Annotated in this window: 22 protein-coding genes, 2 tRNA genes and 1 pseudogene; 17 read left to right on the top strand and 8 right to left on the bottom strand. The window is 70.2% G+C overall.

What is annotated here, in order from left to right; all coding sequences use genetic code 11:
- Positions 1 to 4 precede the first annotated feature (4 nt).
- Positions 5 to 775: a fumarylacetoacetate hydrolase family protein gene (locus tag ACRAKH_RS28350; protein WP_380727390.1), complete on the top strand. Its 771-nt coding sequence runs from the start codon at positions 5 to 7 to the stop codon at positions 773 to 775.
- A gap of 66 nt (positions 776 to 841) precedes the next feature.
- On the opposite strand, the gene ACRAKH_RS28345 is transcribed toward ACRAKH_RS28350, so the two are convergent.
- On the bottom strand, positions 842 to 2,089 hold the full coding sequence (locus ACRAKH_RS28345) for an FAD-dependent oxidoreductase (protein ID WP_380727392.1): 1,248 nt from the start codon (positions 2,087 to 2,089) through the stop codon (positions 842 to 844).
- Positions 2,090 to 2,177: 88 nt separating this feature from the next.
- On the opposite strand from ACRAKH_RS28345, the gene gltX reads away from it, so the two are divergent.
- The 4 genes from gltX (at position 2,178) to ACRAKH_RS28325 (ending at position 4,874) form a co-directional block, all read left to right on the top strand.
- Positions 2,178 to 3,683, top strand: coding sequence for a glutamate--tRNA ligase (gene gltX, locus ACRAKH_RS28340; RefSeq protein WP_380727394.1), 1,506 nt, complete (start codon positions 2,178 to 2,180; stop codon positions 3,681 to 3,683).
- 104 nt (positions 3,684 to 3,787) lie between these two features.
- Positions 3,788 to 4,525, top strand: coding sequence for an HAD family hydrolase (locus ACRAKH_RS28335; protein ID WP_380727396.1), 738 nt, complete (start codon positions 3,788 to 3,790; stop codon positions 4,523 to 4,525).
- Between the two features lie 114 nt (positions 4,526 to 4,639).
- A tRNA-Gln gene (locus ACRAKH_RS28330) sits at positions 4,640 to 4,711 on the top strand.
- Between the two features lie 90 nt (positions 4,712 to 4,801).
- Positions 4,802 to 4,874 (top strand) — tRNA-Glu (locus ACRAKH_RS28325).
- A gap of 414 nt (positions 4,875 to 5,288) precedes the next feature.
- Here ACRAKH_RS28325 and ACRAKH_RS28320 read toward each other — a convergent pair.
- Positions 5,289 to 5,990 (bottom strand): IclR family transcriptional regulator, encoded by a 702-nt coding sequence (locus tag ACRAKH_RS28320; protein ID WP_162470707.1) that lies wholly within the window; start codon positions 5,988 to 5,990, stop codon positions 5,289 to 5,291.
- A gap of 71 nt (positions 5,991 to 6,061) precedes the next feature.
- Here ACRAKH_RS28320 and leuC point away from each other — a divergent pair, with 71 nt between their 5' ends.
- The 3 genes from leuC (at position 6,062) to ACRAKH_RS28305 (ending at position 8,993) form a co-directional block, all read left to right on the top strand.
- Entirely contained in the window at positions 6,062 to 7,465 is a 1,404-nt protein-coding gene (gene leuC, locus ACRAKH_RS28315) for a 3-isopropylmalate dehydratase large subunit (RefSeq protein ID WP_380727398.1), read from the top strand.
- A 15-nt stretch (positions 7,466 to 7,480) separates the two neighbouring features.
- The gene (gene leuD, locus ACRAKH_RS28310) at positions 7,481 to 8,083 is read left to right on the top strand and encodes a 3-isopropylmalate dehydratase small subunit (protein ID WP_380727400.1); all 603 of its coding nucleotides are present in this window, start codon (positions 7,481 to 7,483) and stop codon (positions 8,081 to 8,083) included.
- Between the two features lie 208 nt (positions 8,084 to 8,291).
- A complete protein-coding gene (locus ACRAKH_RS28305) occupies positions 8,292 to 8,993 on the top strand; it encodes an HU family DNA-binding protein (RefSeq protein ID WP_447009404.1) in 702 nt (233 codons plus the stop codon).
- 102 nt (positions 8,994 to 9,095) lie between these two features.
- Here ACRAKH_RS28305 and ACRAKH_RS28300 read toward each other — a convergent pair whose 3' ends face one another.
- From ACRAKH_RS28300 to ACRAKH_RS28290, 3 genes are all read right to left on the bottom strand, one after another.
- On the bottom strand, positions 9,096 to 10,019 hold the full coding sequence (locus ACRAKH_RS28300; protein WP_380730311.1) for an NUDIX hydrolase: 924 nt from the start codon (positions 10,017 to 10,019) through the stop codon (positions 9,096 to 9,098).
- Positions 10,016 to 12,298, bottom strand: coding sequence for an RNA degradosome polyphosphate kinase (locus ACRAKH_RS28295; RefSeq protein ID WP_447009403.1), 2,283 nt, complete (start codon positions 12,296 to 12,298; stop codon positions 10,016 to 10,018). Before ACRAKH_RS28295 ends, ACRAKH_RS28300 begins: the two co-directional genes overlap by 4 nt.
- A 73-nt stretch (positions 12,299 to 12,371) precedes the next feature.
- Entirely contained in the window at positions 12,372 to 12,578 is a 207-nt protein-coding gene (locus ACRAKH_RS28290; protein WP_380727190.1) for a hypothetical protein, read from the bottom strand.
- 87 nt (positions 12,579 to 12,665) lie between these two features.
- On the opposite strand from ACRAKH_RS28290, the gene ACRAKH_RS28285 reads away from it, so the two are divergent.
- The 5 genes from ACRAKH_RS28285 (at position 12,666) to ACRAKH_RS28265 (ending at position 19,829) form a co-directional block, all read left to right on the top strand.
- On the top strand, positions 12,666 to 14,228 hold the full coding sequence (locus ACRAKH_RS28285) for a hypothetical protein (RefSeq protein WP_380727192.1): 1,563 nt from the start codon (positions 12,666 to 12,668) through the stop codon (positions 14,226 to 14,228).
- Positions 14,183 to 14,578: a TrmH family RNA methyltransferase gene (locus tag ACRAKH_RS28280; RefSeq protein WP_380727194.1), complete on the top strand. Its 396-nt coding sequence runs from the start codon at positions 14,183 to 14,185 to the stop codon at positions 14,576 to 14,578. The genes ACRAKH_RS28285 and ACRAKH_RS28280 overlap by 46 nt, the downstream gene beginning before the upstream one ends.
- 74 nt (positions 14,579 to 14,652) lie before the next feature.
- Complete coding sequence (locus tag ACRAKH_RS28275) at positions 14,653 to 16,779, top strand: site-specific DNA-methyltransferase (RefSeq protein ID WP_380727196.1); 2,127 nt, start codon at positions 14,653 to 14,655, stop codon at positions 16,777 to 16,779.
- A gap of 3 nt (positions 16,780 to 16,782) precedes the next feature.
- Positions 16,783 to 19,395 carry a DEAD/DEAH box helicase gene (locus ACRAKH_RS28270; protein WP_380727197.1) on the top strand — a complete coding sequence of 871 codons (2,613 nt, stop codon included), beginning with the start codon at positions 16,783 to 16,785 and terminating at the stop codon, positions 19,393 to 19,395.
- 245 nt (positions 19,396 to 19,640) lie between these two features.
- Positions 19,641 to 19,829 carry a hypothetical protein gene (locus ACRAKH_RS28265; protein ID WP_380727199.1) on the top strand — a complete coding sequence of 63 codons (189 nt, stop codon included), beginning with the start codon at positions 19,641 to 19,643 and terminating at the stop codon, positions 19,827 to 19,829.
- A 621-nt stretch (positions 19,830 to 20,450) separates the two neighbouring features.
- On the opposite strand, the pseudogene ACRAKH_RS28260 reads toward ACRAKH_RS28265, so the two are convergent.
- Together ACRAKH_RS28260 and cofC are read right to left on the bottom strand one after the other, a co-directional pair.
- Positions 20,451 to 21,454: pseudogene (locus ACRAKH_RS28260) on the bottom strand (IS481 family transposase).
- 215 nt (positions 21,455 to 21,669) lie between these two features.
- The gene (gene cofC, locus ACRAKH_RS28255) at positions 21,670 to 22,278 is read right to left on the bottom strand and encodes a 2-phospho-L-lactate guanylyltransferase (RefSeq protein ID WP_380727201.1); all 609 of its coding nucleotides are present in this window, start codon (positions 22,276 to 22,278) and stop codon (positions 21,670 to 21,672) included.
- Positions 22,279 to 22,386: 108 nt separating this feature from the next.
- Here cofC and ACRAKH_RS28250 point away from each other — a divergent pair, with 108 nt between their 5' ends.
- From ACRAKH_RS28250 to ACRAKH_RS28235, 4 genes are all read left to right on the top strand, one after another.
- Entirely contained in the window at positions 22,387 to 23,088 is a 702-nt protein-coding gene (locus ACRAKH_RS28250) for a lysophospholipid acyltransferase family protein (RefSeq protein WP_380727203.1), read from the top strand.
- Between the two features lies 1 nt (position 23,089).
- On the top strand, positions 23,090 to 24,094 hold the full coding sequence (locus ACRAKH_RS28245) for an NAD(P)H-dependent glycerol-3-phosphate dehydrogenase (protein WP_380727205.1): 1,005 nt from the start codon (positions 23,090 to 23,092) through the stop codon (positions 24,092 to 24,094).
- A complete protein-coding gene (locus tag ACRAKH_RS28240; protein WP_447009402.1) occupies positions 24,091 to 25,149 on the top strand; it encodes a cystathionine gamma-lyase in 1,059 nt (352 codons plus the stop codon). The genes ACRAKH_RS28245 and ACRAKH_RS28240 overlap by 4 nt, the downstream gene beginning before the upstream one ends.
- Before the next feature lie 216 nt (positions 25,150 to 25,365).
- Positions 25,366 to 25,833: a cysteine dioxygenase gene (locus tag ACRAKH_RS28235; RefSeq protein WP_380727209.1), complete on the top strand. Its 468-nt coding sequence runs from the start codon at positions 25,366 to 25,368 to the stop codon at positions 25,831 to 25,833.
- On the opposite strand, the gene ACRAKH_RS28230 is transcribed toward ACRAKH_RS28235, so the two are convergent.
- Positions 25,817 to 26,464 carry a pyridoxamine 5'-phosphate oxidase family protein gene (locus ACRAKH_RS28230; protein WP_380727211.1) on the bottom strand — a complete coding sequence of 216 codons (648 nt, stop codon included), beginning with the start codon at positions 26,462 to 26,464 and terminating at the stop codon, positions 25,817 to 25,819. The genes ACRAKH_RS28235 and ACRAKH_RS28230 overlap by 17 nt on opposite strands.
- Between the last annotated feature and the right edge of the window lie 7 nt (positions 26,465 to 26,471).

Below are 26,471 nucleotides of genomic sequence, written 5' to 3'. Positions count from 1 at the left end.
CTCCGTGCGCATTGCCCGTATCGCCCAACCGAATGGCCTCGCTTTCGCCGCGATCGAGGGCGAAGGCGACGACCTGACCGCCGTCGAGATCGCCGACGAGCCCTTCGCCAACCCGACCTTCACCGGTCGCCGCTGGCCGCTGGCCGACGTGCGCCTGCTCGCGCCGTTCCTGCCGCCCAAGATCGTCGCGATCGGCCGCAACTACGCCGAGCACGCCGCCGAGATGGGCAGCGAGGCGCCCGAGAACCCGTTGATGTTCCTGAAGCCCAACACCACCGTGATCGGGCCCAACGCGGACATCAAGCTGCCCGCCGCGTCCGAGCGGGTGGACTTCGAGGGCGAGCTGGCCGTGGTGATCGGCGTCGGCGGCCGGGACATCCCCGCGTCCCGCGCCCGCCAGTCGATCCTCGGCTACACGATCGCCAACGACGTCACCGCCCGCGACCTCCAGAAGGCCGACGGCCAGTGGACCCGCGCCAAGGGCTTCGACACGTTCTGCCCGCTCGGGCCGTGGGTGGAGACCGAGTTCGACCCGTCGGACGTCGCCATCCGCACCGAGGTGGACGGCGTGGTGAAGCAGGACTCGCGGACCTCGCTGCTGCTGCACGACATCCCCGAGCTGATCGAGTACATCTCCGCGGTGATGACCCTGCGCCCGCTGGACGTGATCCTCACCGGCACGCCCGCCGGCGTCGGCCCGCTGACCGCCGGGCAGACCGTCTCGGTGACCGTCGAGGGCCTCGGCACGCTCACCAACCCGGTCTCCCACCGCTGACGCGGGACGACCGCGCGCCCGTCTCCGGGGCGGCTCCCCGTCGCGGGGAGTCGCCCCGGGCCGCGTTCAGGCCCGTTCGATCCGCTCCGGCGCGCGCCGCGCGAACCGAGGCGCGTGCTCCGGCCGCAGCCCGATGCCCACGAGGTAGGCGGGCACCGCCTGGAGCACGGGGAACCGCCGGAGCAGCCGGATCGCGAACGGCACCCGGCCCCGGGCGGCGCTCGACGTGCCCTCCAGCGTCCCCTTCAGGAACGAGTCCTGGATGCGCCGCTGGAACGCCTGGGTCACCGCGGTCGGGAACCACCGCCGGCGCCGCACCTTCGCGAGCACCGCCTGGTCCAGCTCACCGCGCCGCAGCGGGCCGGCCACGATCCGCGCCGCCGCCACCGCGTCCTGCACGGCCAGGTTGATGCCGACCCCGCCGATGGGCGACATGGCGTGCGCCGCGTCACCGATGCACAGCACGCCGTCGCCGTGCCAGCGCCGCAACCGGTCCAGCTTCACGTCCAGCAGCTTCACGTCGTCCAGCGACTCGACGGCCGCCACCTTCTCCTCCAGCCACGGCAGGAGCGCCGTCACCCGCTGCCGGAACGCCGCGACGCCCTCCTCGCGCAGCAGCCGGTCGGTGCCCTTGCGGATCAGGAACGCGGCCTGGAAGTAGTCACCGCGGTTGATCAGCACCACCCCGCTGCCCCGGCCGAACCGGGCGAGCCCGCCCGACTCCTCGTCCGCGCGGCGCGGCAACCGGAACCACCACACGTCCATCGGCGCGCCGAACGCCCGCACCGGCAGCCCGGACTGCTCCCGCACCAGCGAGTGCCGCCCGTCGGCCGCGACCACGAGGTCCGCGCCCAGCTCCCCGGTCTCCCCGGACGCCGTGCGGTAGCGCACGCCGGTGACCCGTCCGCCCGCGCGCGTCAGGCCGGTCACCTCGGTGTCCATCCGCAGGTGGAACGCGTCCTCGCGCCGGCCCGCGTCGGCCAGCAGGTCGAGGAAGTCCCACTGCGGCACGAACGCGATGTGCTTGTGCGGGCCGGGCAGGCGGGACAGGTCGGCCACCGTCTGCGGCCCGCTGTCCAGCTGGACCCGCATCCGCTCGACCAGCTGGTGCGGCACCTCGGCGAACGACGGGCCGAGGCCCAGCTCGTCCAGCAACGTCAGCGTGGACGCGTGCACCGTGTCGCCGCGGAAGTCGCGCAGGAAGTCGCCGTGCTTCTCCAGCACCGTCACCTCGACCCCGGCGCGCGCCAGCAGCAACCCGCACACCATGCCCGCCGGTCCGCCGCCGACGACCACGACTCCGGTCCTCTCCATGACCATCCCCCTCTTTTCAACGTGAGTTGAATAAGTTCAGCATGCTCCTGAGCGGGGCCCAGGTCAAGGCGGATACGCTGATCGGGTCATGAGCGCATCAGCAGCCACCCCAGGAGGAACCGGCGCGGCGGTCCGCGTCCGGTTCTGCCCGTCGCCGACCGGCACCCCCCACGTGGGCCTCATCCGCACCGCCCTCTTCAACTGGGCGTACGCCCGCCACACCGGCGGAGCCGTGGTCTTCCGGATCGAGGACACGGACGCGGCCCGCGACTCCGAGGAGTCGTACCTGTCGCTGATCGAGGCCATGCGGTGGCTCGGTCTGGACTGGGACGAGGGCCCGGAGGTCGGCGGCCCGCACGCGCCGTACCGGCAGAGCCAGCGGCGCGACCTGTACGTGGACATCGCCAAGCGCCTGTTCGAGGCCGGTGAGCTGTACGAGTCGTTCTCCACGGCCGAGGAGATCGAGGCGCGCCGCAAGGCCGCCGGCCAGGACCCGAAGCTCGGCTACGACGGCTTCGACCGCGGCCTGACCGACGAGCAGCGCGCCGCGTTCCGCGCCGAGGGCCGCGAACCCGTGCTGCGGCTGAAGATGCCCGACGAGGACATCACCTGGGTCGACCTCGTGCGCGGCGAGATCACGTTCAAGGCGGGCAGCACGCCCGACCCGGTGCTGGTGCGCGCCAACGGCGACCCGCTGTACCCGTTCGTGAACCCCGTCGACGACGCCCTGATGGGCATCACGCACGTGCTGCGCGGCGAGGACCTCCTGCCGTCGACGCCCCGCCAGATCGCGCTGTACCAGGCGTTGACGCGGATCGGCGTGACCACGTTCACGCCCGAGTTCGGCCACCTGCCGTACGTGATGGGCGAGGGCAACAAGAAGCTCTCCAAGCGCGACCCGCAGTCGAACCTGTTCCTGTACCGGGACCGCGGCTTCGTGCCCGAGGGGCTGCTGAACTACCTGGCGCTGCTCGGCTGGTCCATCGCGGACGACCGCGACATCTTCACGGTGTCCGAACTGGTCGAGGCGTTCGAGCTCGACAAGGTGAGCGCGAACCCGGCCCGCTTCGACCTGAAGAAGGCCGAGGCCATCAACGCCACCCACCTGCGCGCCCTGCCCGTCGAGGACTTCGTCAGCCGCGTGGTGCCGTACCTGGTCAAGGACGACGTGCTGCCGCCCGAGCCGACCGAGGAGCAGCTGGCCCTGCTGTCCGGCGTGGCGCCGCTGGTGCAGGAGCGCCTGGTGGTGCTGTCCGAGGCGTCCGGGATGGTCCGGTTCCTGTTCGTCGCGGAGGAGGACTTCGCGCCCGAGGAGGACTCCGCCGCCAAGGCGCTGGGCGAGGACGCCCGGCCCGTGCTGGAGGCGTCCATCGCCGCCCTCGAATCCCTTCCGGAGTGGACTGCGACGGCCATCGAAGAGGCGCTGAAAGCGTCCCTTGTGGACGGAATGGGCCTGAAGCCGCGCAAGGCCTACGCGCCGGTGCGGGTTGCCGTGACGGGCCGTACCGTCTCGCCTCCGCTCTACGAATCCATGGAACTGGTGGGCCAAAGTCGCTCGATCGGGCGATTGCGTCGCGCGCTCGGGGCAATCTGACTGGTGCGTTCGGGCGGTCAAGCGGTGCTTGACCGTGCAAGAACCACGAGATATCACCTCTCTGGTCGAGTCGGACGAGGGGTGACCGCACCTAGCCTCACGGGGTGACAACCGCAGCCCCGACTTCCACCCCTCGGAGAACCGGCGAGATCCGGGCCGTGTGCCTCGACGTCGACGACACCCTCGTCGACTACAGCACCTCGTCCCGGGCCGCCCTGGCCGCGATGGTCGGCAGCGCCGACGCCTGGCCGCTGTGGCAGCGCATCACGGACGAGCACTGCGAACGCCTCCTCGCCGGCGAGCTCGAGTACGAGTCGATGCGGAACATCCGCACCCGGGCGTTCTTCGCCGCGCTCGGCGAGGAGTTGGACCAGGAGGAGGCGACCCGCCGGGAACTGCACCGGCAGGAAGTCCTCGCGGCCGGCTGGCGGCTGTTCCCCGACGTCGTCCCGTGCCTGGAGTGGCTGCGGGCCACCGGCCTGCCCATCGCCGCCGTGAGCAACGCCTCAGGGCGCCACCAACGGGTGAAGATCGCGACCCTCGGGCTCGCCCAGTACTTCGACACGGTGCTCATCGCGGGCGAGGTCGGCGCCGCGAAACCGGACCGGGTGATCTTCGACACCGCCTGCGCGGACCTCGGCGTCGACCTGTGCGACACGGTGCACGTGGGCGACCGCCTCCACGCCGACGCCATCGGCGCGCGCGACGCCGGCATGAAGGGCGTGTGGCTGAACCGCCAGGGCCCGCGCGAGGGCGCGCTGCCCGCCGGCATCTCCGCCATCAGCAGCCTCGCTGAGCTGCCCGAACTCCTCGTCTGCGAGCTGTCGGCCGCCTCCGCGTGACCCCGATTTCCGTTCCGCCGGGGCCGTGGTCTAGTATTCCTCCCGGCGGAACGGACAGCCCCCAAAGCCCAGGACAAGCGCCTGGACGATGAGGTAAGTTGATCGGGAAACCAATGGGGTATGGTGTAATTGGCAGCACGACTGATTCTGGTTCAGTTAGTCTAGGTTCGAGTCCTGGTACCCCAGCTGGGCGGTAGGAAAGACAGTGTGATAAGCTACCGCCCGACGCAGGACAGCAAGACAAGATGATAAACTGAATACACAAAGCAAGTTCTCGGCCCCGTCGTCTAGCGGCCTAGGACGCCGCCCTCTCAAGGCGGTAGCGTGGGTTCGAATCCCATCGGGGCTACAGACCCGGGAGATCCCCGTTTCGCTTACGCGAAACGGGGATCTTTCGCATTTACACCGGGGGTCCGACCCCCGGACCCCGGGCAGGCGGGCTCCGCCCCCTGCACTCCCGGCAGGGGCTTCGCCCCCGGCACCCCCATCGGCGCTGTGCGCCGTGTCTGCGACGGTCCGGTTGAGGACTCGGCGGGTGCCATTGACGTGCTTGGGTGACTGCCTGGTTCGCCTGCGGCGAACTTCGGCTGGGGCCGGCTGGCACGTGGTCCGACCCGGCTGACCAGCGTGTCAGTGCTGCTGCGGCTTGCTGGTGGCCCATGCGGGCGTGGCTCGCGGTGGGCCACCAGCTTGCGGTGGGTTGTCGGGTGCCCAGGGGTGGCGGGGCGGGGTGGCGGAATGACGGTGGCCACCCGTGTGGCGGTCAGAGGCGCGTTTGCAGGGCTTCTGCGGCGGCCAGGAGGTCCGCGGCCCACCTGGCGCCCGGACGGCGGCCCATGCGGTCGATGGGGCCCGAAACGGAGACCGCGGCCACTACCGAGCCCGTGCTGTCGCGGACCGGTGCGGAAACGCTCGCCACTCCCGGTTCGCGTTCCGCCACGGATTGCGCCCAACCGCGGCGGCGCACTTCCAACAATGTGCGCTCGCCGTACACGGCGTCGGCCAGAACGGAACGCTGGGTTCCGGGATCGGCCCATGCCGCGAGCACTTTCGCGCCCGAGCCGGCCGTCATCGGCAATCGCGCGCCGATCGGCACGGTGTCGCGCAAACCACTCGGGGGTTCGGCGGAGGACACGCAGATCCGCTGCATCCCGTCCCGCCGGTACAACTGGACGCTCTCGCCCGTGATGTCGCGCAACCTCGGCAACACCGAGGACGCCGCGTCGAGCAGCGGGTCGGTGGCCCCGCCCGCCAACTCCGCCAGTGCCGCGCCTGGACGCCAGCGCCCGTCCGAACCCCGTCGCAACAACCGGTGCACCTCGAGCCCGACCGCCAACCGGTGCGCGGTAGCCCTCGGCAAGCCCGTCCGATTGCACAACTCGGCGAGCCCACACGGATCCTTTGCGACGGCGTTCAAGACAGCCACTGCCTTGTCCAGCACGCCGATCCCGCTATGCTGTCCCACAAGCCGATACTAACTTCCCACTGTCTGGGAAGTCCAGATCTATCGACTGTCCAGATCTTGGGAGAGTTGCGATGAGCCGCACGCTCGCGGAGAAGGTGTGGGAAGCACACGTCGTGCGCCACGGCAGTGGCGCGGAGCCGGACCTGCTCTACATCGACCTCCACCTGCTGCACGAAGTGACCAGCCCGCAGGCGTTCGACGGCCTGCGCCTGGCCGGTCGGCCCATCCGCCGACCGGACCTCACGATCGCCACCGAGGACCACAACGTCCCGACCGTGGACATCGAGTTGCCCATCGCCGACCCCGTGTCGCGCACCCAGGTCGAGACGCTGCGCAAGAACTGCGCGGAGTTCGGCGTGCGGCTGCACCCCATGGGAGATGCCGAGCAGGGCATCGTGCACGTCGTCGGGCCGCAGCTCGGCCTGACCCAGCCCGGCATGACGGTCGTCTGCGGTGACAGCCACACGTCCACGCACGGCGCGTTCGGCGCCCTCGCGTTCGGCATCGGCACGTCCGAGGTGGAGCACGTGATGGCCACCCAGACGCTGCCGCTGCGGCCGTTCAAGACGATGGCCATCACCGTGGACGGCGAGCTGAAGCCCGGCGTCACGGCCAAGGACATCATCCTCGCGGTCATCGCGAAGATCGGCACCGGCGGCGGCCAGGGCTACGTCCTGGAGTACCGGGGCCGCGCGATCGAGGCGCTGTCGATGGAAGCGCGCATGACCGTGTGCAACATGTCCATCGAGGCGGGCGCCCGCGCGGGGATGATCGCGCCGGACCAGACCACGTTCGACTACATCGAGGGCCGCCCGCACGCGCCGTCCGGCGCGGACTGGGACGCGGCCGTGGAGTACTGGAAGACGCTCCGCACCGACGACGACGCCGAGTTCGACGCCGAGGTGCGCCTCGACGCCGACGAGCTCACGCCGTTCGTCACCTGGGGCACGAACCCCGGCCAGGGCCTGCCGCTGAGCGCCAGCGTGCCCGACCCCGAGGCCATCGTCGACGAGAACGAGCGCGTGGCCGCCCAGAAGGCCCTGACGTACATGGGGCTGGAGGCGGGCACCCCGCTGCGCGACATCCGCGTCGACACGGTGTTCCTCGGCTCGTGCACCAACGGCCGCATCGAGGACCTGCGCGCCGCGGCGGACGTCCTGCGCGGCCACAAGGTCGCCGACGGCGTCCGGATGCTCGTCGTCCCCGGCTCCATGCGGGTGCGCGCGCAGGCCGAGTCCGAGGGACTGCACGAGGTGTTCCTGGCGGCGGGCGCCGAGTGGCGCCAGGCCGGCTGCTCGATGTGCCTGGGCATGAACCCGGACCAGCTCAAGCCGGGCGAGCGCAGCGCGTCGACCTCCAACCGAAACTTCGAGGGCAGGCAGGGCAAGGGTGGCCGCACCCACCTCGTCTCGCCACTCGTGGCCGCCGCCACCGCCGTGCGGGGCACGCTGTCGTCGCCCGCCGACCTGGTCTGAGGGAGTTCTACGAACATGGAAGCGTTCACCACGCACACCGGGGTCGGCGTTCCGCTGCGCAGGTCCAACGTGGACACCGACCAGATCATCCCGGCCGTCTACCTCAAGCGCGTGACCCGCACGGGCTTCGAGGACGGCCTGTTCGCCGCCTGGCGCGGCGACGAGCAGTTCGTGCTCAACCAGGAACCGTTCCGCGCGGGCAGCGTGCTGGTCGCCGGGCCGGACTTCGGCACCGGGTCGTCCCGCGAGCACGCCGTCTGGGCGCTCATGGATTACGGCTTCCGGGTGGTCATCTCGTCCCGGTTCGCCGACATCTTCCGGGGCAACTCGGGCAAGCAGGGCCTCGTGGCGGCCCAGTGCGAGCAGTCCGATGTCGAATTGCTGTGGAAGCTCCTGGAGAACGAGCCGGGCACCGAGGTCACCGTCGACCTGACGAAGAACACCGTTGTGGCGAAGGACTTCACCGCGCCCTTCACCATCGACGAGTACACCCGCTGGCGGCTGCTGGAGGGATTGGACGACATCGCCCTGACCCTGCGGCACGCCGAGGAGATCGGGGAGTTCGAGCAGCGCAGGCCGGGTTGGTTGCCCACCACCGATCCGCTGCCCCTGAGCTAGTCCGAAGGGGTCGGATTCCCCTCCGAACAGCGGGAATCCGACCCCCCGGAACCCTCCGGGGGTCGCCGGGGTGTCCCTCGACAGGTCGTAATTGCCCACGCCACAACGGAAAATCTGGCGTGGCGATTGGTATTTCCTTGCATATGGGCTTACCGTGGGCATTCAGTCGGCCCGACTAGGGCCGTGAGCGTCCTGGGAGGGACTGAAGGTGAACAAGGCCCAGCTCATCGAGGCGCTCGCCGAGCGCCTTGGCGACAAGAAGAACGCCGCTGCCGCTGTCGACGGCATCGTCGACGTCATCGTCCGCAGCGTCCACAAGGGCGAGAAGGTCAACATCACCGGCTTCGGTGTCTTCGAGAAGCGTGCCCGCGCGGCCCGCACCGCTCGCAACCCCCGCACCGGTGAGACCGTGAAGGTCAAGAAGACCAACGTTCCCGCGTTCCGCGCGGGTTCGACGTTCAAGGACGTCATCAGCGGCACGAAGAAGCTGCCCCGCGTGACGGCCGCGAAGCCCGCGGCCGCGGGCGCCGCCAAGCCGGCCGCCGCGACGAAGGCCCCGGCGACCCGCGCCACCACCGCGCGCGCCACCACGGCTCGTGCGACGCGGAGCACCGGCACCGCCACGCGCACCGCCGCGGCAGCCACGAAGGCCCCGGCGACCCGCCGGACCGCCGCGGCTGCGAAGCCCGCCGCCACCGCCACCAAGGCCGCGCCCGCCAAGAGCGCCGCGACCAAGGCCACCGCCGCGAAGACGACCGCGGCGAAGGCGACCACCGCGGCGAAGCCCGCGGCGGCCAAGAAGGCCGCCCCGGCGAAGGCCACGGCGGCCAAGGCGACGACGACGGCGAAGGCCACCCCGGCCGCCGCCAAGCCCGCGGCGAAGAAGGCCCCGGCAGCCAAGAAGAAGTGAAACCCGGCCGGGTGATCACCGGCCAGGCGCAACACCACGCTCAGGGCCCGATGCGGACGCGCACCGGGCCCTGAGCGCTGTCCGGGCACGTGACGCGGGTGGTCAGGGCGTCGGGACGGGCAGCGAGGTGGGGAAGTAGTGGGCCGAGACCAGGCGCGGCCAGGACGTGTGGGAGTCCGAAGTGGACCACCCCGGCTCGGGGCGCCGGAACGCCAGCAGCCAGGCGCTGCCCTTCTTCGCCTGGGCGGCCGGCAGGGACAGCCCGCCCAGGTCGGCGAGGGTGGACACGACGTCCGGGATCACGCCGCCCTGGCTGCACACGACGGGCGTGCCCGCCCCGTCGGCGATCTCCAGCAGCCGCACCAGCCCGGCCTCCCGGTCCGGCCAGTAGCCCTCCTCCGACAGCCGCGGCTCCAGCAGCACGCCCACGCCCAGGTCCTCCGCGACGCCCTGAACGGTCTCCACGCACCGCACGCGAGGCGCGGAGTGCACCCGCGACGGCCCCCACAGCGGCAGCATCGCGCGCAGGCCCGCCGCCTGCCGCCAGCCCGCGGAGCTCAACGGCCGCAGGTTGTCGTCACCCGGCCAGTTGTCCCGCTTGCCCGCCTTCGCGTGCCGCACCAGCAACAGCGTGGCCGAATCCGGGGGAGCGGCCGCGAACGCCGCCAGCACCGACCGGTCCTCGTCCCGCGTGACGAGCGCGGGGGCGTCCGCGAACGGCACCCAGCGCAGCTCGTCCACCTCGTCGTTCGGGACGAACGTCCCCGCGACGGCCTTGGCGCTGAAGTAGTCCACGACCTTCGGCTTGCCGAAAGCCCGGTACGACACCTGGCACAGGTACCGGCCCAGCACCACGCGGTGACCGGTCTCCTCCAGCACCTCCCGCACGGCCGCGGCGGGCACCGTCTCACCGGGGTCCACCTTGCCCTTCGGCAGGGACCAGTCGTCGTAACGCGGCCGGTGCACGACCGCCACGGAACCATCGCGCCACAGCACGGCGCCCGCTGCCCGGATCACCGACGTCACCCCAGCGCGCGGTGGGCGCGCAGCATCTCGGTCTGGTGGTCGCGCACGCGCGTGCCGTCCGCCGGGGACGCCTCCCACTCCCCGTCGGGCCGCAGCACCCAGCACCGCGTGGTGGGCTCCAGCGCCGAGTCCATCATGGCGTCCAGCTGGGCGGTGAGCTTCGGGTCCGTCACGCGCACCTGCACCTCCACCCGGCGGTCGAGGTTGCGGTGCATCATGTCGGCGCTGCCGATCCAGTGCTCGCCGCACCCGACGAAGTGGAACACCCGCGAGTGCTCCAGGAACCGGCCCAGGATCGACCGCACGTGGATGTTCTCCGAGAGCCCCTTGATGCCCGGCTTCAGCGCGCACACCCCGCGCACGACCACGTCCACCTGCACACCGGCCTGCGACGCCCGGTAGAGCGAGTCGATGACCTGCTCGTCCACCAGCGAGTTCACCTTGATGCGCACACCGGCGGGGTTGCCCGCCCGAGCGTGCTCGATCTCCCGCTCGATGCGCTCCACGATGCCGCGCCGCACGCCGTACGGCGCGACCAGGAGGCTGCGGTAGTGGTCCTGCCGGGCGTACCCGGTCAGCACGTTGAACAGGTCGGTGAGGTCCGCGCCGATGGTCGGCTCGGCGGTCAGGATGCCGATGTCCTCGTACAGGCGGGCCGTCTTCGGGTTGTAGTTGCCGGTGCCGATGTGGCAGTACCGCTGGATGCGCGAGCCCTCCTGGCGCACCACCAGCGACGTCTTGCAGTGCGTCTTCAACCCCATCAGGCCGTAGACGACGTGCACGCCCGCCTTCTCCAGCTGGCGCGCCCACTTGATGTTCGCCTGCTCGTCGAACCGCGCCTTGATCTCCACCAGCGCCACGACCTGCTTGCCCGCCTCGGCCGCGTCGATCAGCGCGTCCACGATCGGGGAGTCACCCGAGGTGCGGTACAGCGTCTGCTTGATGGCGAGGACGCGCGGGTCGGCCGCCGCCTGCTCGATGAACCGCTGCACGGACGTGGAGAACGAGTCGTACGGGTGGTGCACGAGCACGTCACCCTCGCGCAGCGTGGCGAAGATGCTCTTCGGCGTCTCCCGCTCCCCGAACGCCGAGTGCGTCGCGGGCACGAACGGCGCGTCCTTGAGCTGCTTGCGGTCCACGCTGTAGAGCTGCCACAGGCACGACAGGTCCAGCAGGCCGGGCACCTGGACGACGTCGTGCGGGTCGACCTCCAGCTCCCGCAGCAGCCGTTCCAGCATGTGCTCGGTCATGTCGTCGGCGATCTCCAGCCGCACCGGCGGGCCGAACCGGCGCCGCGCCAGCTCCCGCTCCAGCGACTTGAGCAGGTCCTCGTCCTGGTCCTCCTCGACCTCCAGGTCGGCGTTGCGGGTGACCCGGAACGCGTGGCACTCGATGACCTGCATGCCCGCGAACAGCTCGCCCAGGTGCGCCGCGATCAGCTCCTCCAACGGCAGGAACGTCGCCGTCGGGCTGGTCCGGTCGCTCTCCACGCGGACCAGGCGCGGCACGTTGTCCGGCACCTTGATGCGGGCGAACCGCTCCGCGCCGCCCTCCGGGTCGCGCACCGTCACGGCGAGGTTCAGCGACAGGCCCGAGATGTAGGGGAACGGGTGCGCGGCGTCGACGGCCAGCGGCGTGAGCACCGGGAACACCTGGTCGGTGAAGTAGTTCGACAGCCGCAACTTCTCGAAGTCGGTCAACTGCGCCCAGTTGACGATGCTGATCGCGTGCTTCTCCAGCTCCGGCTGGATGTGGTCGAGGAACGCCCTGGCGTGCTGCTCGACCAGCTCCTGGGTGCGCTTGGAGATGTTCGACAGCTGCTCGCGCGGGGTGAGCCCGTCCGCGCTGCGCACCGACAGCCCCGTCTCGTCGCGGCGCTTCAGGCCCGCGACCCGCACCATGTAGAACTCGTCCAGGTTCGAGGCGAAGATGGCCAGGAACTTCGCCCGCTCCAGCAGCGGCTGCGAGGCGTCCTCGGCCAGCGCGAGCACCCGGGCGTTGAAGTCCAACCAGGACAGTTCCCGGTTGAAGTACCGGTCGTCGGGCAGGTCGGCCTGCGCCTCGGTGGCCGTGGCCGCGGGCGGTGAGCTCGGGAACGAGCGGGGCGGCGCGTCGGCCGGTTGCTGCGCCGGCGACGTGCCCGCACGCGCGCCGCCGCGCCGGACCGCCGGGCGCGGGCGACGGCGGGGGGTGCTCGCAGCGGGCGTCGCCCGCGGCGTCCTCGTCCGTCGTTTCGGCGCGGGCTGCTCGGGAGTGTTTTCCGTGCTCACGATCAGCATTGTTCCCCAGAACGGGCGACTCCGCGCTGATCGGAGCCGACTACGAGGTGAACTCCGCGTCACACCGGCCGGGTCACACCGGCCGCAGGACGCCCCGCACGTCACCGGCCTCGTCGCGCACCAGTGTGACCCGCTGGCCGGCCCGCAGCGACCGCCAGCCCCCGCGCGCCACCGCGTCGGCCGACACGTCCACCAGCACGCCGTCGTCCCGCAGCACGGTCGCTGAGCCGTCCGGGTGGTGCGCGCTCACCGTCGCCTGCTCGGCCATGCGCTTCGTCACGTCCCCAAGCTAACCGATCGGAGGGTGGTGACCACGCCGGCGTCCCTGCCACGCTCCGGAGTGACCCCGTCACCGGAGGGAGTGGGCATGAGGGTTCTGGCAGGGGTGGTGACCGCGTCGCTGCTCGCCGTCGCCGGAGGGCTCGTCGGTCCCGGCACGGCGTCCGCGTCGGTCCCGGAACCGGGACGGCAGGCGGGGGGCCTGGCCGCGGCGGCCAGGAACGTCGAGCTGCGCGCGGCGATCCCCGAGACCGAAGGCGCCGTCTCCATCAACTTCCTGCAGTACCGGCACCGCGACGTCATGTTCCTCAGCGGCACGTTCGGGCTGAAGACCTACGACGTGACGGACGCCGACCGGCCCCGGCTGCTCGACCACCTGACCAAGCCGGAGCTGGCACTGCCCGGCGACGACCCCGAGCAGCGGTTCTGGGAGAACGAGGACGTCACCGTCGACCCGAACCGCAAGCTCGTGTTCCTGGCCCGCGAGCGCAGCGCGTTCGGCCGGCAGCCGGGCAACGAGCGGCCGACGGGCGTCTACTTCGTGTCCGCGGCCGACCCGGAGCGGCTGGAGCTGCTGAGCTTCCAGCCGATGGGCACCGGCCACATCACGACGTGCGTCAACGACTGCTCGTACCTGTGGACGACCGGCTACGACGGCACGCCGTCCACCGACCCCGACACCTACCGGCGGTCCGGCAAGGTGTTCGTCACCGACATCCGCGACCCGCGCGAGCCGGTCACCCTGGCCACGTACGTCGACCTGAACCGCAACCAGGGCGAGACGCACATGACGCACGACGTCCAGGTGGACGCGGCGGGCATCGCGTGGGTGGCGGGCACGGGCGGCACGCGGGGCTACCACACGCGCGGTTGGCACCGGGACCCGTTGAGCGGGCAGGTGCGGGAGGCGACGGCGTACGACCCGATCCCGTACGCGGGCGGTGCGGCGCCGAAGCTCGACATGCCGACGTCGTTCTCGCACAACTCGTTCCGGCCGGTCGGGCGGACGCTGAAGGACGGGCCCAAGCCGTCGCGGGAGCACCCGGCGGGCAGCCTGCTGCTGCACACCGAGGAGGCGTTCGGGTCGGCGACGTGCGAGGACCAGGGCCGGTTCGTCATCTCGTCGCTGGAGGGTTCGACGGACGGCGAGTCGTGGCGGGCGACGCCGGAGCGGCCGTTCCACCTGAAGACGGTGGGGGTGTGGTCGCCGGACGACCAGGAGGGCACGCTGCCGGGGCCGGACACGTTCTGCTCGGCGCACTACTTCGACGTGCACCAGCGGATCGTGGCGTACTCCTGGTACGAGCAGGGGACGCGGTTCCTGGACATCACCGATCCGGCGCACCCGATCCAGGTGGCGTACTGGCGGCCGGAGGGCGCGGTGTCGTTCGCGCCGTACTGGCACCGGGGGCGGGTGTTCGTGGCGGACCTGGCGCGCGGCGTCGAGGTGGTCAAGCTCACCACGGCGGCGTACGAGGCGCAGGCCACGCACACCAACGTGGGGTGTTCCAAAACGTGCAGCGCGGCGGGCTCCGCTGCGCCATCGAAGCGACGCTCACGCATCGCAATCCTCGACTCCTTGGTCGACCATACGAACGACAGCGCGTGTTCCGCTTGGCCGCGGCCATGGGGGTCGACGCGGTCCTGGTGACGCCTCGCTGCGCCGACCCGCTGTACCGACGCAGCATTCGCGTCTCGATGGGCACGGTGTTCCAGGTCCCGTGGACGCGGATCGACCCGTGGCCCAGCGGGATCGACCAACTCAAGGCGGCTGGCTACGTCGTCTCAGGCATGACGCTGGGAGACGGCGCGATCACTCTCGATGAGTTGGTCGCCGAGGATCATGACAACCTTGCGTTGGTGTTCGGGACTGAGGGACACGGGCTCGAGCCGCAGACGGAGAAGGTACTCGATCGACGCGTCACGATCCCGATGGCGGGCGGGATCGACTCGCTTAACGTCGCGGCGAGCTCCGCGGTGGCGTTCTACGCGACGCGGTAGCGGGTGGTGTCCCAGCGTTGTCGGCGGCATCCGGCAGGATGTGAAGTAGTTACGAAGGACTGGAGCATCAACCTGTGAGCAACGAGTTGCGAGCGCTCCTCGCGCGCGTCGAGGAGAGCGACCCGGACACGGCCAAGGAGCTGCGCCGGCACTTCGACGCACTGCAGAGCAGGCGGCAGTTCGGGCTGAACTTCGAGCGACACACCCCGGAGTCCGTCGCGCTCACGGGGCGACCGATCTCCGTGGGCGACAAGGTGCGCTTCCTGCCGCCGTGCGGCGAGACCGAGGTCGAGTCGAAGGCGAACTGGATTGTCACCGCCATCTCGGGGGCCAAGAGCAAGCGCGTGGCCAGCCTGCTCGACCCGAGAACCAAGGAGGAGACCACACGAGCCCTCGAAGACCTGGTCTTCGTCGCGGACTTCCGCGATCCGATCTATCCGGGCCTCGTCTCGACCGGGAAGGTCGAGCGCGGCGGCGACAAGCCGTTCCACGCGGTCATCAACGCCGAGAACTATCACGCGCTCGAGGCGATGCTCTTCACCTATCAGGGCAAGGTCGACTGCATCTACATCGATCCGCCATACAACTCGGGCGCGAGGGACTGGAAGTACAACAACGACTACGTCGACGGCGAGGACTCCTACCGGCACAGCAAGTGGCTCGCGTTCATGGAGCGGCGGCTGAAGGTCGCGCGTCGACTGCTGGACCCTCGTGACTCCGTGTTGATCGTGACCATCGACGAGAAGGAGTACCTGCGTCTCGGGCTGCTCTTGGAGCAGTGCTTCCCGGAAGCACGGATCACGATGGTCAGCAGCTCGATCAACTCCGCCGGTGCGACGAGGAAGGGCACATTCGCGCGCGCGGCCGAGTACCTCTTCTTCGTCCAGCTCGGCGTCTCTCGGCCGGAGCCGCAGGTCCTCGATGCCGAGTGGAATGCTGTGAAGACCGACAACAAGAAGGACCTCTACTGGAGCCGTCTGATCCGGAGCGGGGCGGACTCGGCGCGCGCGGACAGCGTCAACCAGTTCTACCCCGTCTTCGTCCGGGACACCCCAGAGGGGCCCGTCTTCGTCGACATCGGCGAGCCCTACTACGGGCAGGACCGCACGGAGGTCGATGCGCCCGCGGGCGCAACGGCGGTGTGGCCCATCCGCAAGGACGGGTCTGAAGGGCGGTGGCGCATCAGCGCCACGATGCTGAAGGGGCTCGTCGCGAAGGGGCACGCTCGCCTCGGCGGGTGGCGAGAAGGAAGCACGACGGTCTACTACCTGAAGCAGGGCGAGAGCGCGAAGGTCACCAGGGGCGACTTCCAGGTGACGGGTCATCGGGCGGACGGGTCGGTGATCACAGACGCCTCGTCCTACGAAACCCGGTTCCTGCCCACCGACGTCTGGCGCATCACCAGCCACGATGCCGGAAACAGCGGCAGCCGGCTCATCAGCAAGCTGCTCCCCGGTCGGAAGTTCCCGTTCCCGAAGTCGCTCTACGCCGTAGAGGATGCGCTCCGGTTCTTCGTGTCGCACAAGCCCGACGCGCTGATCCTCGACTTCTTCGCCGGCAGCGGGACCACCGCGCACGCCGTCATGCGCCTGAACAGGCAGGACGGAGGGAGACGTCACTCGATCTCGGTCACCAACAACGAGGTCTCCGCCGACGAGCAGAAGGGGCTCGTGAAGAAGAAGCTCCGGCCGGGCCACCCGGACTGGGAGGCGCTGGGAATCTGCGACCACATCACCAAGCCGCGTATCGAGGCCGCCATCACGGGGCGGACTCCGGCCGGCGACCCGATCAACGGCGAGTACAAGTTCGTGGACGAGTTCCCGATCTCTGACGGACTGGAGGAGAACGTCGAGTTCTTCACTCTGACCTACGAGAACCCAGCCCTGGTCGAGGCCGACATGGCGTTCGAGCGGATCGCCCCGCTGCTGTGGATGCGGGCTGGCTCCGAGGGCCGTCGTATCGACGAGCGCAGCAACACCTTCGACGTTGCCGACACCTATGCCGCGCTGTTCAACGTAGACGCGTCCAGGGAGTTCCTCGCGGCCGTCGACAAAGTAGAGGGTCTGCGGATCGCCTACATCGTCACCGACGACGAGACGCAGTACCAGGCCATTGCGGGGCAGTTGCCCGACGCCGTCGAATCGGTGCGGCTCTACGAGTCCTACCTGCGCACGTTCCAGATCAACACCGGGAGGGCCTGAGCGATGCGCTTCACGCTGAAGGACTACCAGACGACCGCCGTCGGCACGATCCTCACCACGCTGGGCTATGCGCGTGAGGATTGGCACGGCCGGCAGCGGCGCACGGCTTTCGCTCTCTCGTCCACCACGGGCTCCGGCAAGACAGTGATCGCTGCGACGGTAATCGAGGCGCTCCTGCACGGCAGCGACGAGTTCAACGTCGAGCCCGATCCGTCTGCTGTCGTGCTCTGGGTATCGAAGGATCCGGCGCTGAACGCCCAGACGAAGAGCCGCTTCATCGAGTGCGCCGACCGGATCCCGGCCGGCGACCTGGTGCTCCTCGACAAGACGTACTCCGAGGAGTCGCTGCAAACCGGAACCGTCTACTTCATCAATCCGGATAAGCTCCGCGACCGGGCGGACTTCGTCAAGCACACTGACACCCGGCACTTCACGTTCTGGGAAATTCTCGCCAACACGATCAAGGACCCGGACAAGACGTTGTACATGGTCCTCGACGAGGCGCACGAGGGCATGAAGTCCCCGACGAGCACCGAGCAGACGATCGTGCAGAAGATCATCAACGGAAACGGCGTCAACCCGGCCGTGCCGATCGTCTGGGGCATCTCGGCGACTGTGAAGCGGTTCGACGAGGCGATGACGAAGGCCGACGCGTTCACGAAGGAGAAGAACGTCGTCATCGACCCCAAGGACGTGCAGGACTCCGGCCTGCTGAAGAACGCGCTGACTCTCGACATCCCGGATGAGGACGGCGACTTCTCGACCACCATGGTCCGTGACGCCACGCTCGACTTCGTCGAGATCTGCGAGGCGTGGGATGCCTACTGCGACGAGCAGGGCATCGACCGCGTCGTGCCGCTGCTGGTCGCGCAGATCCCGAACAAGAGCGCGGGAGAGCGCGACACCGAGAAGGGGCTCAAGGAGGAGGACGAGATCATCCACCTCGTCCTGGAGACGATCCGCAAACATTGGCCGGACATGCCCGCGGATTGCGTGGCCCATGTCCTCGGCGACAGAGCGACCATCGAGGTCGGCGCGTACGAGATCCCGAAAGTCGCCCCCCAGGACGTGCAGCACGACCATCGCATCCGGGTCCTGCTGGCCAAGGACGCGGTCTCGACCGGCTGGGACTGCCCCCGGGCGGAGGTCCTCGTCTCGCTGCGCCCAGCTAACGACGACACCTACGTTACCCAGCTTCTCGGGCGCATGGTCCGCACTCCGCTGGCTCAGGAGACCAGCGTCGAGCGCCTCAACGCCGCTTCCTGCTACCTGCCCTACTTCGACAAGCAGACGGCGAAGATCGTCGCTGAGGAGATCATGGGCATGCGCGAGCCGCGCTCGGGCGAGCGCGGCGCGGCGGTCAGCAAGGTCATGCTCAAGCCGGTCACGCTGCAGCGCAACCATGACGTGCCCGACGAAGTGTTCCGGCTCATCCGGGACCTCCCGTCGTTCCGGAAGCCGGCCGCTGCGCCGCGTCCGATCAAGCGAATCCTCAAGGCTGCACAGGCGCTCGCCCAGGACGAGCTGGTCGCCAACGCCGACCATCTGGCGCACGAGGCGATGTTCGACGTCCTCGACAGCATCATCTCGGCCAACCTCGACGACGTCGAGGCACAAACCAAGCTAATCATGACGGCGGACATCCGCCGGATCCTGGTCGAGCGGGGCAAGGGCGAGGCGTCGGACTCGACCGACACCCGCGATGCCGACGCGGCCACCGTCGACGACGCGCTGCGGCACCTCAAACGCATACTCACTTCCTCGGTCGTTAACCGCTACCTGGGCCGCAACATTCAGGTAGCGATCAACGACGCGTACGAGGAGGGCGATCCGACCGCCGTCGACATCACAGCGATCCGAGCGCGCGTCGCCGCCCTGGCATTCATCGACGCCAACGTGCAGAAGCGTGTGGAGGACGCGGCCGACTCGCTGACCCGCCTGTGGCTGACGACCAAGGAGAACGGCATCGCAAGCCTGCCCGACTCGCGGAAACCGACCTACGAAGCGATCCTGGAAATGGCTCGAGAGCCGGAGCGTGACGTCGTCGAGATCAAGACTGATGAGCGGGTCGACTCCGTGGACACGGACATGAATCCGCTTCCCGCCGAGAAGAAGCATCTGCTCTCGACGGCCGAGGGAGACTACCCACTCGAGCAGAAGATGGCGAAGAACCGCTGGGAGCGGGCAACGATCAAGTACGAGCAGAGCCTCGGCACGCTCGAGGGCTGGTACCGGAACCCCTCGACGGCGGGGAAGCACTCGCTGCGGATTGCGCACAAGTCGGGCGAGTCCTGGAAGTCGGTGCAGCCGGACTTCGTCTTCGTGCACCTCGTGGACGGCGAGCTGCGCCCGTCGATCATCGACCCGCACGGTGCGCACCTGGGCGATTCAGCACCGAAGCTGAAGGCGCTGGCGGAGTACGCGGACGAGTACGGGGAGGAGTTCGACCGGATCATCGCGGTCGGGATCGAGAAGGACGGCATCCTGCAAGGTCTCGACCTGAAGAGCTCGAAGATCCGTCGCGCGGTCTACGAGTCGCCGGCGGACAGCGACTCTATCAAGCGCCTCTACGAGGAGCACGGCACGAAGTACACGATCATTCCAGAGGAAATCTAGACCGGTCGAAATGAGGTGATGTGGCGACAGGCTATGAGCGGTACAGGAAGCACCCGGTCTGGAAGAACCTTCAGCTCAAGAAGGACGCCCCTGGTGGCCGCGCGCTACGACGACGCCGCTTCTGAGCAGAGCCGGCAGGACATCATCTAGTGGCTCGATGAGGCCGACATGACAAGGCGGCGCTTCAGCCGGCGCTGTACCTCAGCGCGCTCGACGGCCTTAGCGCCGCGCTCAATCAGCTGCCCGTGGACACCGCGCAGTTGCGTCAGTTCGTGGTCAACCGGCAGCACCCCGGCCAGTCGCACCTGCAGCTGGAGCAGGCTCTGCGGGCACTCCCATTGCGGCCGCGCAGGGACCTCAAAGCGTCCTACGTCGACCAGCTCGACAAGGAGGTCGATGCGCGGGGCTACTACGCGACGCGGTCGATGAGCTGAGGCGAGGCAAGGACGGACGGCACGATGGATTTGACACCGCTAACCCAGATCCTTATCGCCGTGGCGACGCTTCTCGCGTCGCTGGGCGGGTATTTCTTCGCTGGTCTGAACGAGCGACGACGCGACGAGAGCTCATCTCCGTGAGAGCGAGTCACGGCGCTTCGAACGCGCTGTCCAGCTGGAAAACGAGAGTCACGCGTTCCAGCGGGAGACGCTCTTGTCGCTGCAGGACGCATTGCAGACGATGGCGCGCCTGACAGGCAAAGCGATGCACTTCGATCACATGCAGGGCGCGAAGGAAAGTACACGCAACTCCCCGAAGGGCTCAGCGAGGAGATGCTCGGTGCTGGTGTTGAGGTAAGCCGGCTGAGTGTCAGGGTACTCGACCCCACGTACGTGCCGCCGTCAAAGAGCTGACTGAATTGTCGGCTCACCTTTCAACGCTTCCGACCGATCTGCAGGGTGCTCACCGGCGAGGATCTAGAGCGCCGCGGCAATGCGAAGCTGCGTGAGTTCGGGAACGGGTACAACGCTTGGTAGAGTTTGTCGGGGAAGCGGTACGCCGTGAGATTGATTGGCGACCCGCGTAGGCGACAACGGGGTGGGACCTTGACTCGACTACTAGGTGTATGAGGCCAGGACGTTGGTGACGCCGGTGTGGAGCCGGGTGGCTGGCGGTTGGTTTCCGGCGGCAGTGTGGGGCCGGCCGATGGTAGTTGTAGTGCACGTTCCAGACGGCCAAGGCGTCGGTGCGTTGTTGTTCGCTGCTCCAGGTCTGGGCGTGGAGGAACTCCTCGGTGAGGATGCGGTTGTAGCGTTCGGCCTTGCCGTTGTGTCGCGGGGTGTAGGGCGTGATGCGCTGGTGACGGGCTCTGAGCAGGGCCTTGGCGAAGTCGTGGGCGCGGTAACAGGAGCCGTTGTCGGTGACGACGCGGTGGATGTGGCCGATGCCGTGGGCGGCGAGGAACGCCCTGGCCCGGTGCAGGAATGTGATCGCGGTGACCGCCTTCTCGTCGGGTAGGGCCTCGGTGTAGGCCAGACGGGAGAACCCGTCGACCGCGGACTGCAGGTAGGTGTAGCGGCGCGGGAGCCCTTGTTCTTGGCGCGTTCGACCTGTCGGGCCTGCTCGCTGCCGCGGCCGTGGACCCGCCAGCCGCCCCCGTCGGGATCACGCCGACCTTCTTGACGTCCAGGTGCACCATGTGGCCCGGCCACCGAGCGGTGATCCGGCGGGGACGCCGGTTCTTCGCGCCGGTCGGAGCAAGGAATCGGCGACGGTTCAGGCCGAGGTGGGCCAGGTGCCGCCCGACGGTGCGCACGGAGATGCGGACGCCGTCGGCTTCCAGTTCCAGGGCGATGCGGCGGGCCGAGCACTTGTGGTCCCGGTGCAGTCGCTCGATGCGGGCCACGACCTCGGCGGAGGTTGCCGTGGGTTGATGGTGCGGGACGCTGGGACGGTCCGGCAGCTCTGCCTCGCCATAGCGGCGGTGGCGGTTGACCCACTTCGAGGCGCATTGGCGCGAGATGCCCATCTCGGCCGCGACGTGGGCGATCGGGCGGGTCTTGCAGCGTTGGACCAGGCGGTGGCGGCCTTCGACGGACAGCGGGGCGTTACGGTGGAGCACGGACGGGTCTTTCTGCTCGGCGGACGAGTTGGTCGCACTTCTCATCCTGCCGCCGGAAGACCCGTCCGCCGTTAGTCCCATCCCACCGTCACCAACGTAAAGACCCGCAAAAGCTAGCTGGCGGCGTTGGGGGCGCGCCGGATCGGCCGCGTGCCGGATCAGCCGCGGACCGGATCAGCCGCCGACCGGTGCCCGTGAGCGAGACCGCGGAACGGTCAGCCGGCCACCGGGCTGAACGCCGCCGCCGTGCGCGGCCCCAGGCCGAGCACCGCCGCCAGCCCCAGGTCTTCGGCCGTGTCCACGTCGTGCCGCAGCGAAGGCCACGGCCCGACGAGCGCCGCCGCACCGGACGCCGCGTGCGCCCCGGCCGACCCGACGCCGAACGACGGGTCGAGGGGGCCGCCCGGCGCGGACAGGAGCAGGGTCGTGCCGGTGCCCTGGCGGTCGGGGCAGAACGAACGGCCGCGGGCCGCCGCCAGCGCCGCCGCCAGCTCCACCGTCCGCAACGCCGGCAGGTCCGCCTGCAACGCGCCCACCACCGACCCGGCGTCCCGCGCCCGCAGCACCTCGAACCCGAACCGCAGCGCCTCGTTCAACCCCTCCGGTCCGGCCGTCGACTCCACGCCCAGCGCCCGCAGCTCCAGCGCCACCGCCGGGTCGGACGTGACCGCCAACACACGCCGCACCGCGGGCAACGCCGCCGCGATCGTGTCCACGGCGAACGCCAGCGCCAGCGCGGGCCGGTCGAACCCGGCACCCACCAGCCGCGATTTGGCCCGGTCCAGCGTCTTGACCGGCACCACCAGGTCCACGTCGGCTCCCACCCCGCCATACTCCCCGATGCCGGCCGGACCTGGCCGGGGGCTCGGGACTGATTGTCGCCTCCGGCGACGTGGGGAAGACTCCAGGTCCACGACGAAGAGGGAGTGCACGTGGCCAAGGAGAAGGGCGGCTTCTGGGTCGGGCTCGCCGCGGCGGTCTTCTACCCCGCCACCGCGATGATGGCGCGGCGGCGCAGCGAGGGCGGGGACAACATCCCGCGCACAGGCGGGGCGCTCATCGTGATGAACCACGTGTCCCACCTGGACCCGGTGTACGACGCCGTCCTCACGCACAAGCAGGGCCGCGTGCCGCACTTCCTCGCCAAGCACAGCCTGTGGAACGTCCCGGTGCTCGGCGCCGTGGTGAAGGGCGCCCGCCAGATCCCGGTCTACCGCGGCACGGCCGACGCCCAGCAGAGCCTGCGCGCCGCCCACGAGGCCCTGGAGCAGGGCCTCGTCGTGATCATCTACCCCGAGGGCACGATCACCCGCGACCCGGACGGCTGGCCGATGACGTCCCGCACCGGCGTGGCGCGGCTCGCGCTGGAGCACGACGTGCCGGTGCTGCCGGCCGCGCGCTGGGGCACCCGCGACGTCTACGACCACTACCGCAAGAAGTTCCGCCCGTTCCCGCGCAAGACCGTGGTGACGAAGGTCGGCCCGCCGGTCGACCTGGACGCCTACCGGGCGCAGCCGCAGAACCTCGCCTTGCTGCGCGAGGTCACCGACGTGCTGATGACCGAGGTCAAGGGCCTGCTCGCGGACATCCGCGACGAGCAGGCGCCCGACGGCTTCTACGCCAAGAAGGCCTGACGTGGACCGGGTCGCGGTGCTGGGCGCCGGGTCGTGGGGCACCGCCTTCGCCAAGGTGGTGGCCGACTCCGGCACGGACGTGGTGCTGTGGGCGCGGCGCGCGGAGGTCGCCGACGCCATCTCGACGAGCCGGGTGAACGCCGACTACCTGCCGGGCGTCACGCTGCCCGCCAACCTGTCCGCCACGGCCGACGCGGCGAAGGCGCTGGACGGCGCCCAGGCCGTGGTGCTGGCCGTGCCGAGCCAGACGTTGCGGGCGAACCTGACCGGCTGGCGGACGTCCCTGCCGGAGGGCGCGACGCTGGTCAGCCTCGCCAAGGGCGTGGAGCTGGGCACGTTGAAGCGGATGAGCGAGGTGATCCGCGAGGTCGCCGGCGTGCCGGAGGACCAGGTCGCGGTGGTGTCCGGGCCGAACCTCGCCAAGGAGATCGCCGCGGAGCAGCCGACGGCGACGGTCATCGCGTGCACCGACCACGACCGCGCGGTCGACCTGCAGCACGCGTGCTCCAACTCGTACTTCCGCCCGTACACCAACGTCGACGTGGTGGGCTGCGAGCTGGGCGGGGCGTGCAAGAACGTCATCGCGCTGGCGTGCGGCATGGCGGCGGGCCTCGGGTTCGGCGACAACACGATGGCCTCGATCATCACCCGCGGCCTGGCCGAGACGGCGCGGCTGGGCGCGGCGCTGGGCGCGGACCCGTTGACGTTCGCCGGGCTGGCCGGCCTGGGCGACCTGGTGGCGACGTGCGCGTCGCCGCTGTCGCGCAACCGGTCGTTCGGGGAACGGCTCGGCCGCGGCGACACGCTGGCGCAGGCGCAGGAGGCCGCGCACGGGCAGGTCGCGGAGGGCGTGAAGTCGTGCTCGTCGATCCGGGAGCTGGCCGCGCGGGTGGGCGTGGACATGCCGATCACCGACGGCGTGCACCAGGTGTGCCACGAAGGGTTGGACCCACGCGTGCTGACGGCGGCGCTGCTGGGCCGCGAGCGGAAGGCGGAACGTCAATGACCTGGGGTGACGGCACGCGGGTCGTGCACTCGACGCCGGCGGCGCCGGGCGAGCCGTTCCTGGCGGGACCGGTGTTCGCGTCGGCGTACCACCTGGGCGGCGACGACACGTACGGCCGGGCGCACAACCCGACGTGGCGGGCGCTGGAGACCGCGCTCGGCGAGCTGGACGGCGGCACGGCCGTGCTGTTCCCGTCCGGCATGGCGGCGATCGCCACGTTCCTGCGCGTGGTCCTGGGGCCCGGTGACGTGGTGGTGGTGCCGAGCGACGGCTACTACCTGACCCGCACGCTGGTCGCCGAGCTGCACGTGGACGTGGTCGAGGCGCCGACCGCCGGGCCGTACCCGTCGTTCGACGGGGTGCGGCTGGTGCTGCTGGAGTCGCCGTCGAACCCCGGTCTGGACGTGTGCGACATCGCGGCGCTGGCCGAGGCCGCGCACGCGGCGGGCGCGCTGGTGGCGGTGGACAACACGACCGCGACGCCGCTCGGCCAGCAGCCGCTGCGGCTGGGCGCGGACGCGGTGCTGAGCAGCGACACGAAGGCCGTGGCCGGTCACAGCGACGTGCTGCTGGGTCACGTGTCCACTTCGGACCCGGAGCTGGCGGACCGGGTGCGGGCGGCGCGGACGACCGGCGGCGCGATCCCCGGCCCGTTCGAGGCGTGGCTGGCGCACCGCGGCCTCGGCACGCTGGACCTGCGGCTGACCAGGCAGGCGGCGAACGCGGCGGCCCTGTACGACGCGCTGAAGGCGCACCCGGCGGTGCGCGGGCTGCGGTGGCCCGGCGCGCCCGAGGACCCGGCGCACGAGGTGGCGAAGCGGCAGATGCGCCGGTTCGGCGGGGTGCTGACGTTCGAGCTGGCCGACGCCGACGCGGTGGCCGCGTTCCTCGACCGGTCGCGGCTGGTGTTCGCGAGCACCAGCTTCGGCGGCCTGCACACCAGCCTGGACCGGCGCGCGCAGTGGGGCGACCCGGTGCCCGAGGGCCTGGTGCGGCTGTCCGCGGGCTGCGAGGACACCGCGGACCTGGTCGAGGACGTGCTCCGGTCGCTGTGACCGGCGTCTCCCCCTGACGGGTCCAGTTCGTGGGACGTGGTTGCGCGGGTGACGGCGTGCTGCCACCCTCGTCACCATGTCCTTCCGCGCCATGATCGACGGGCGGGGTCACATCGACCTCAGCCTGGTCGCCAGCGCGCTCTGTCTCTCTCGGTGATCGCCTCGCGTCCCGCGAGCCCGTGAGGCTCGCAACCACCCGAGTCCCGAGAAGGAACCATGTTCGCCGTTCCGGAGAACACCATCGCCCTGCCCCAGTCGCACGCCGCCCTGCACCCCGTGCGGATCGCGCTCGACGTGGCGGCCCGGCGCGAGCGCTGGGCCCACCTGCTCCGCTACGACCCCGACACCCGGTTCGCCGCGCTGGTGGAGAAGACGGACGAGCAGGAGGTGTGGCTGATGAGCTGGCTGCCCGGCCAGCGCGCCGACCTGCACGACCACGGCGCGACCAGCGGCGCGTTCACCGTGGTCAGCGGCTCGCTGACGGAGGTCGTCACGCCCGGCCCGACGCAGGTGCTGCACCACCTGGTGGCGGGCCAGTCGCGCGTCTTCGGCCCGTCGTACGTGCACCAGGTGCGCAACGACGGCGCCGACCCCGCCGTCACGATCCACGTGTACCGCGACGGCGGGCGCACGGTGCGGCCGGTCCGGTTCGACCCGCTGTCCGGGGTTACCTCCGCGCGGTGACGTGCGGCGGCACGTCCCACTCGCCGACCAGCGACGGGTCCGACTCGGGCTCGCCCCACACGGTGCGGACCGGCAGCACGCCCGCCCACCGCTCGTTGGCGGCGACGTCGTCCTCCTCGTCGCCGGGCGGGCCGCTGCGGATCTTCACCGACGCCTCGGTGAGGTCGAGCGACAGCACGGCGGTCGCGGCCATCTCCTTGGGCGTCGGCAGGCGGGCGTAGTCCCACGAGCCGGGCGCGATGTGCTCGGTGATGACGCGCAGGCCGTGCATCTTGGCGTCGTCGTCGGTGACCGGGACGGCGGTGCCGTGCACGACGGCGGCCCGGTAGTTCATCGAGTGGTCGAACACCGAGCGGGCGTAGACGACGCCGTCGAGGATCGTCACGCCGACGCACACGGGCACGCCGGTGGCGGCCGTGCGGAGGCTGCGCGCGCCGGTCGAGCCGTGCAGGTAGAGGGTGTCGCCGTCGCGGCCGTAGCCGGTGGGCAGCACCAGCGGCGCGTCGTCCACGACGACGGCCAGGTGGCAGACGAGGGCGGCGTCGAGAACGGCGTGCAGCGCCTCGCGTTCGGTCACGGCGCGGTTGCGCCCGCGCTTGATGGTGCTGCGGGGCGTCGGTGACAACGTCATGCGCTGA

The organism is Saccharothrix hoggarensis (genome assembly GCF_052936025.1).
This window is presented reverse-complemented; position numbering and strand designations above follow the sequence as displayed.

What these genes read in the sequence shown, in the direction of transcription:
- ACRAKH_RS28345 (WP_380727392.1), bottom strand. Translation starts at nt 2,089, where the DNA reads ATGGAGAGGACCGGAGTCGTGGTCGTCGGCGGCGGACCGGCGGGCATG.
- gltX (WP_380727394.1), top strand. Translation starts at nt 2,178, where the DNA reads ATGAGCGCATCAGCAGCCACCCCAGGAGGAACCGGCGCGGCGGTCCGC.
- leuC (WP_380727398.1), top strand. Translation starts at nt 6,062, where the DNA reads ATGAGCCGCACGCTCGCGGAGAAGGTGTGGGAAGCACACGTCGTGCGC.
- leuD (WP_380727400.1), top strand. Translation starts at nt 7,481, where the DNA reads ATGGAAGCGTTCACCACGCACACCGGGGTCGGCGTTCCGCTGCGCAGG.
- ACRAKH_RS28295 (WP_447009403.1), bottom strand. Translation starts at nt 12,298, where the DNA reads ATGCTGATCGTGAGCACGGAAAACACTCCCGAGCAGCCCGCGCCGAAA.
- ACRAKH_RS28285 (WP_380727192.1), top strand. Translation starts at nt 12,666, where the DNA reads ATGAGGGTTCTGGCAGGGGTGGTGACCGCGTCGCTGCTCGCCGTCGCC.
- ACRAKH_RS28270 (WP_380727197.1), top strand. Translation starts at nt 16,783, where the DNA reads ATGCGCTTCACGCTGAAGGACTACCAGACGACCGCCGTCGGCACGATC.
- ACRAKH_RS28240 (WP_447009402.1), top strand. Translation starts at nt 24,091, where the DNA reads ATGACCTGGGGTGACGGCACGCGGGTCGTGCACTCGACGCCGGCGGCG.
- ACRAKH_RS28235 (WP_380727209.1), top strand. Translation starts at nt 25,366, where the DNA reads ATGTTCGCCGTTCCGGAGAACACCATCGCCCTGCCCCAGTCGCACGCC.
- ACRAKH_RS28230 (WP_380727211.1), bottom strand. Translation starts at nt 26,464, where the DNA reads ATGACGTTGTCACCGACGCCCCGCAGCACCATCAAGCGCGGGCGCAAC.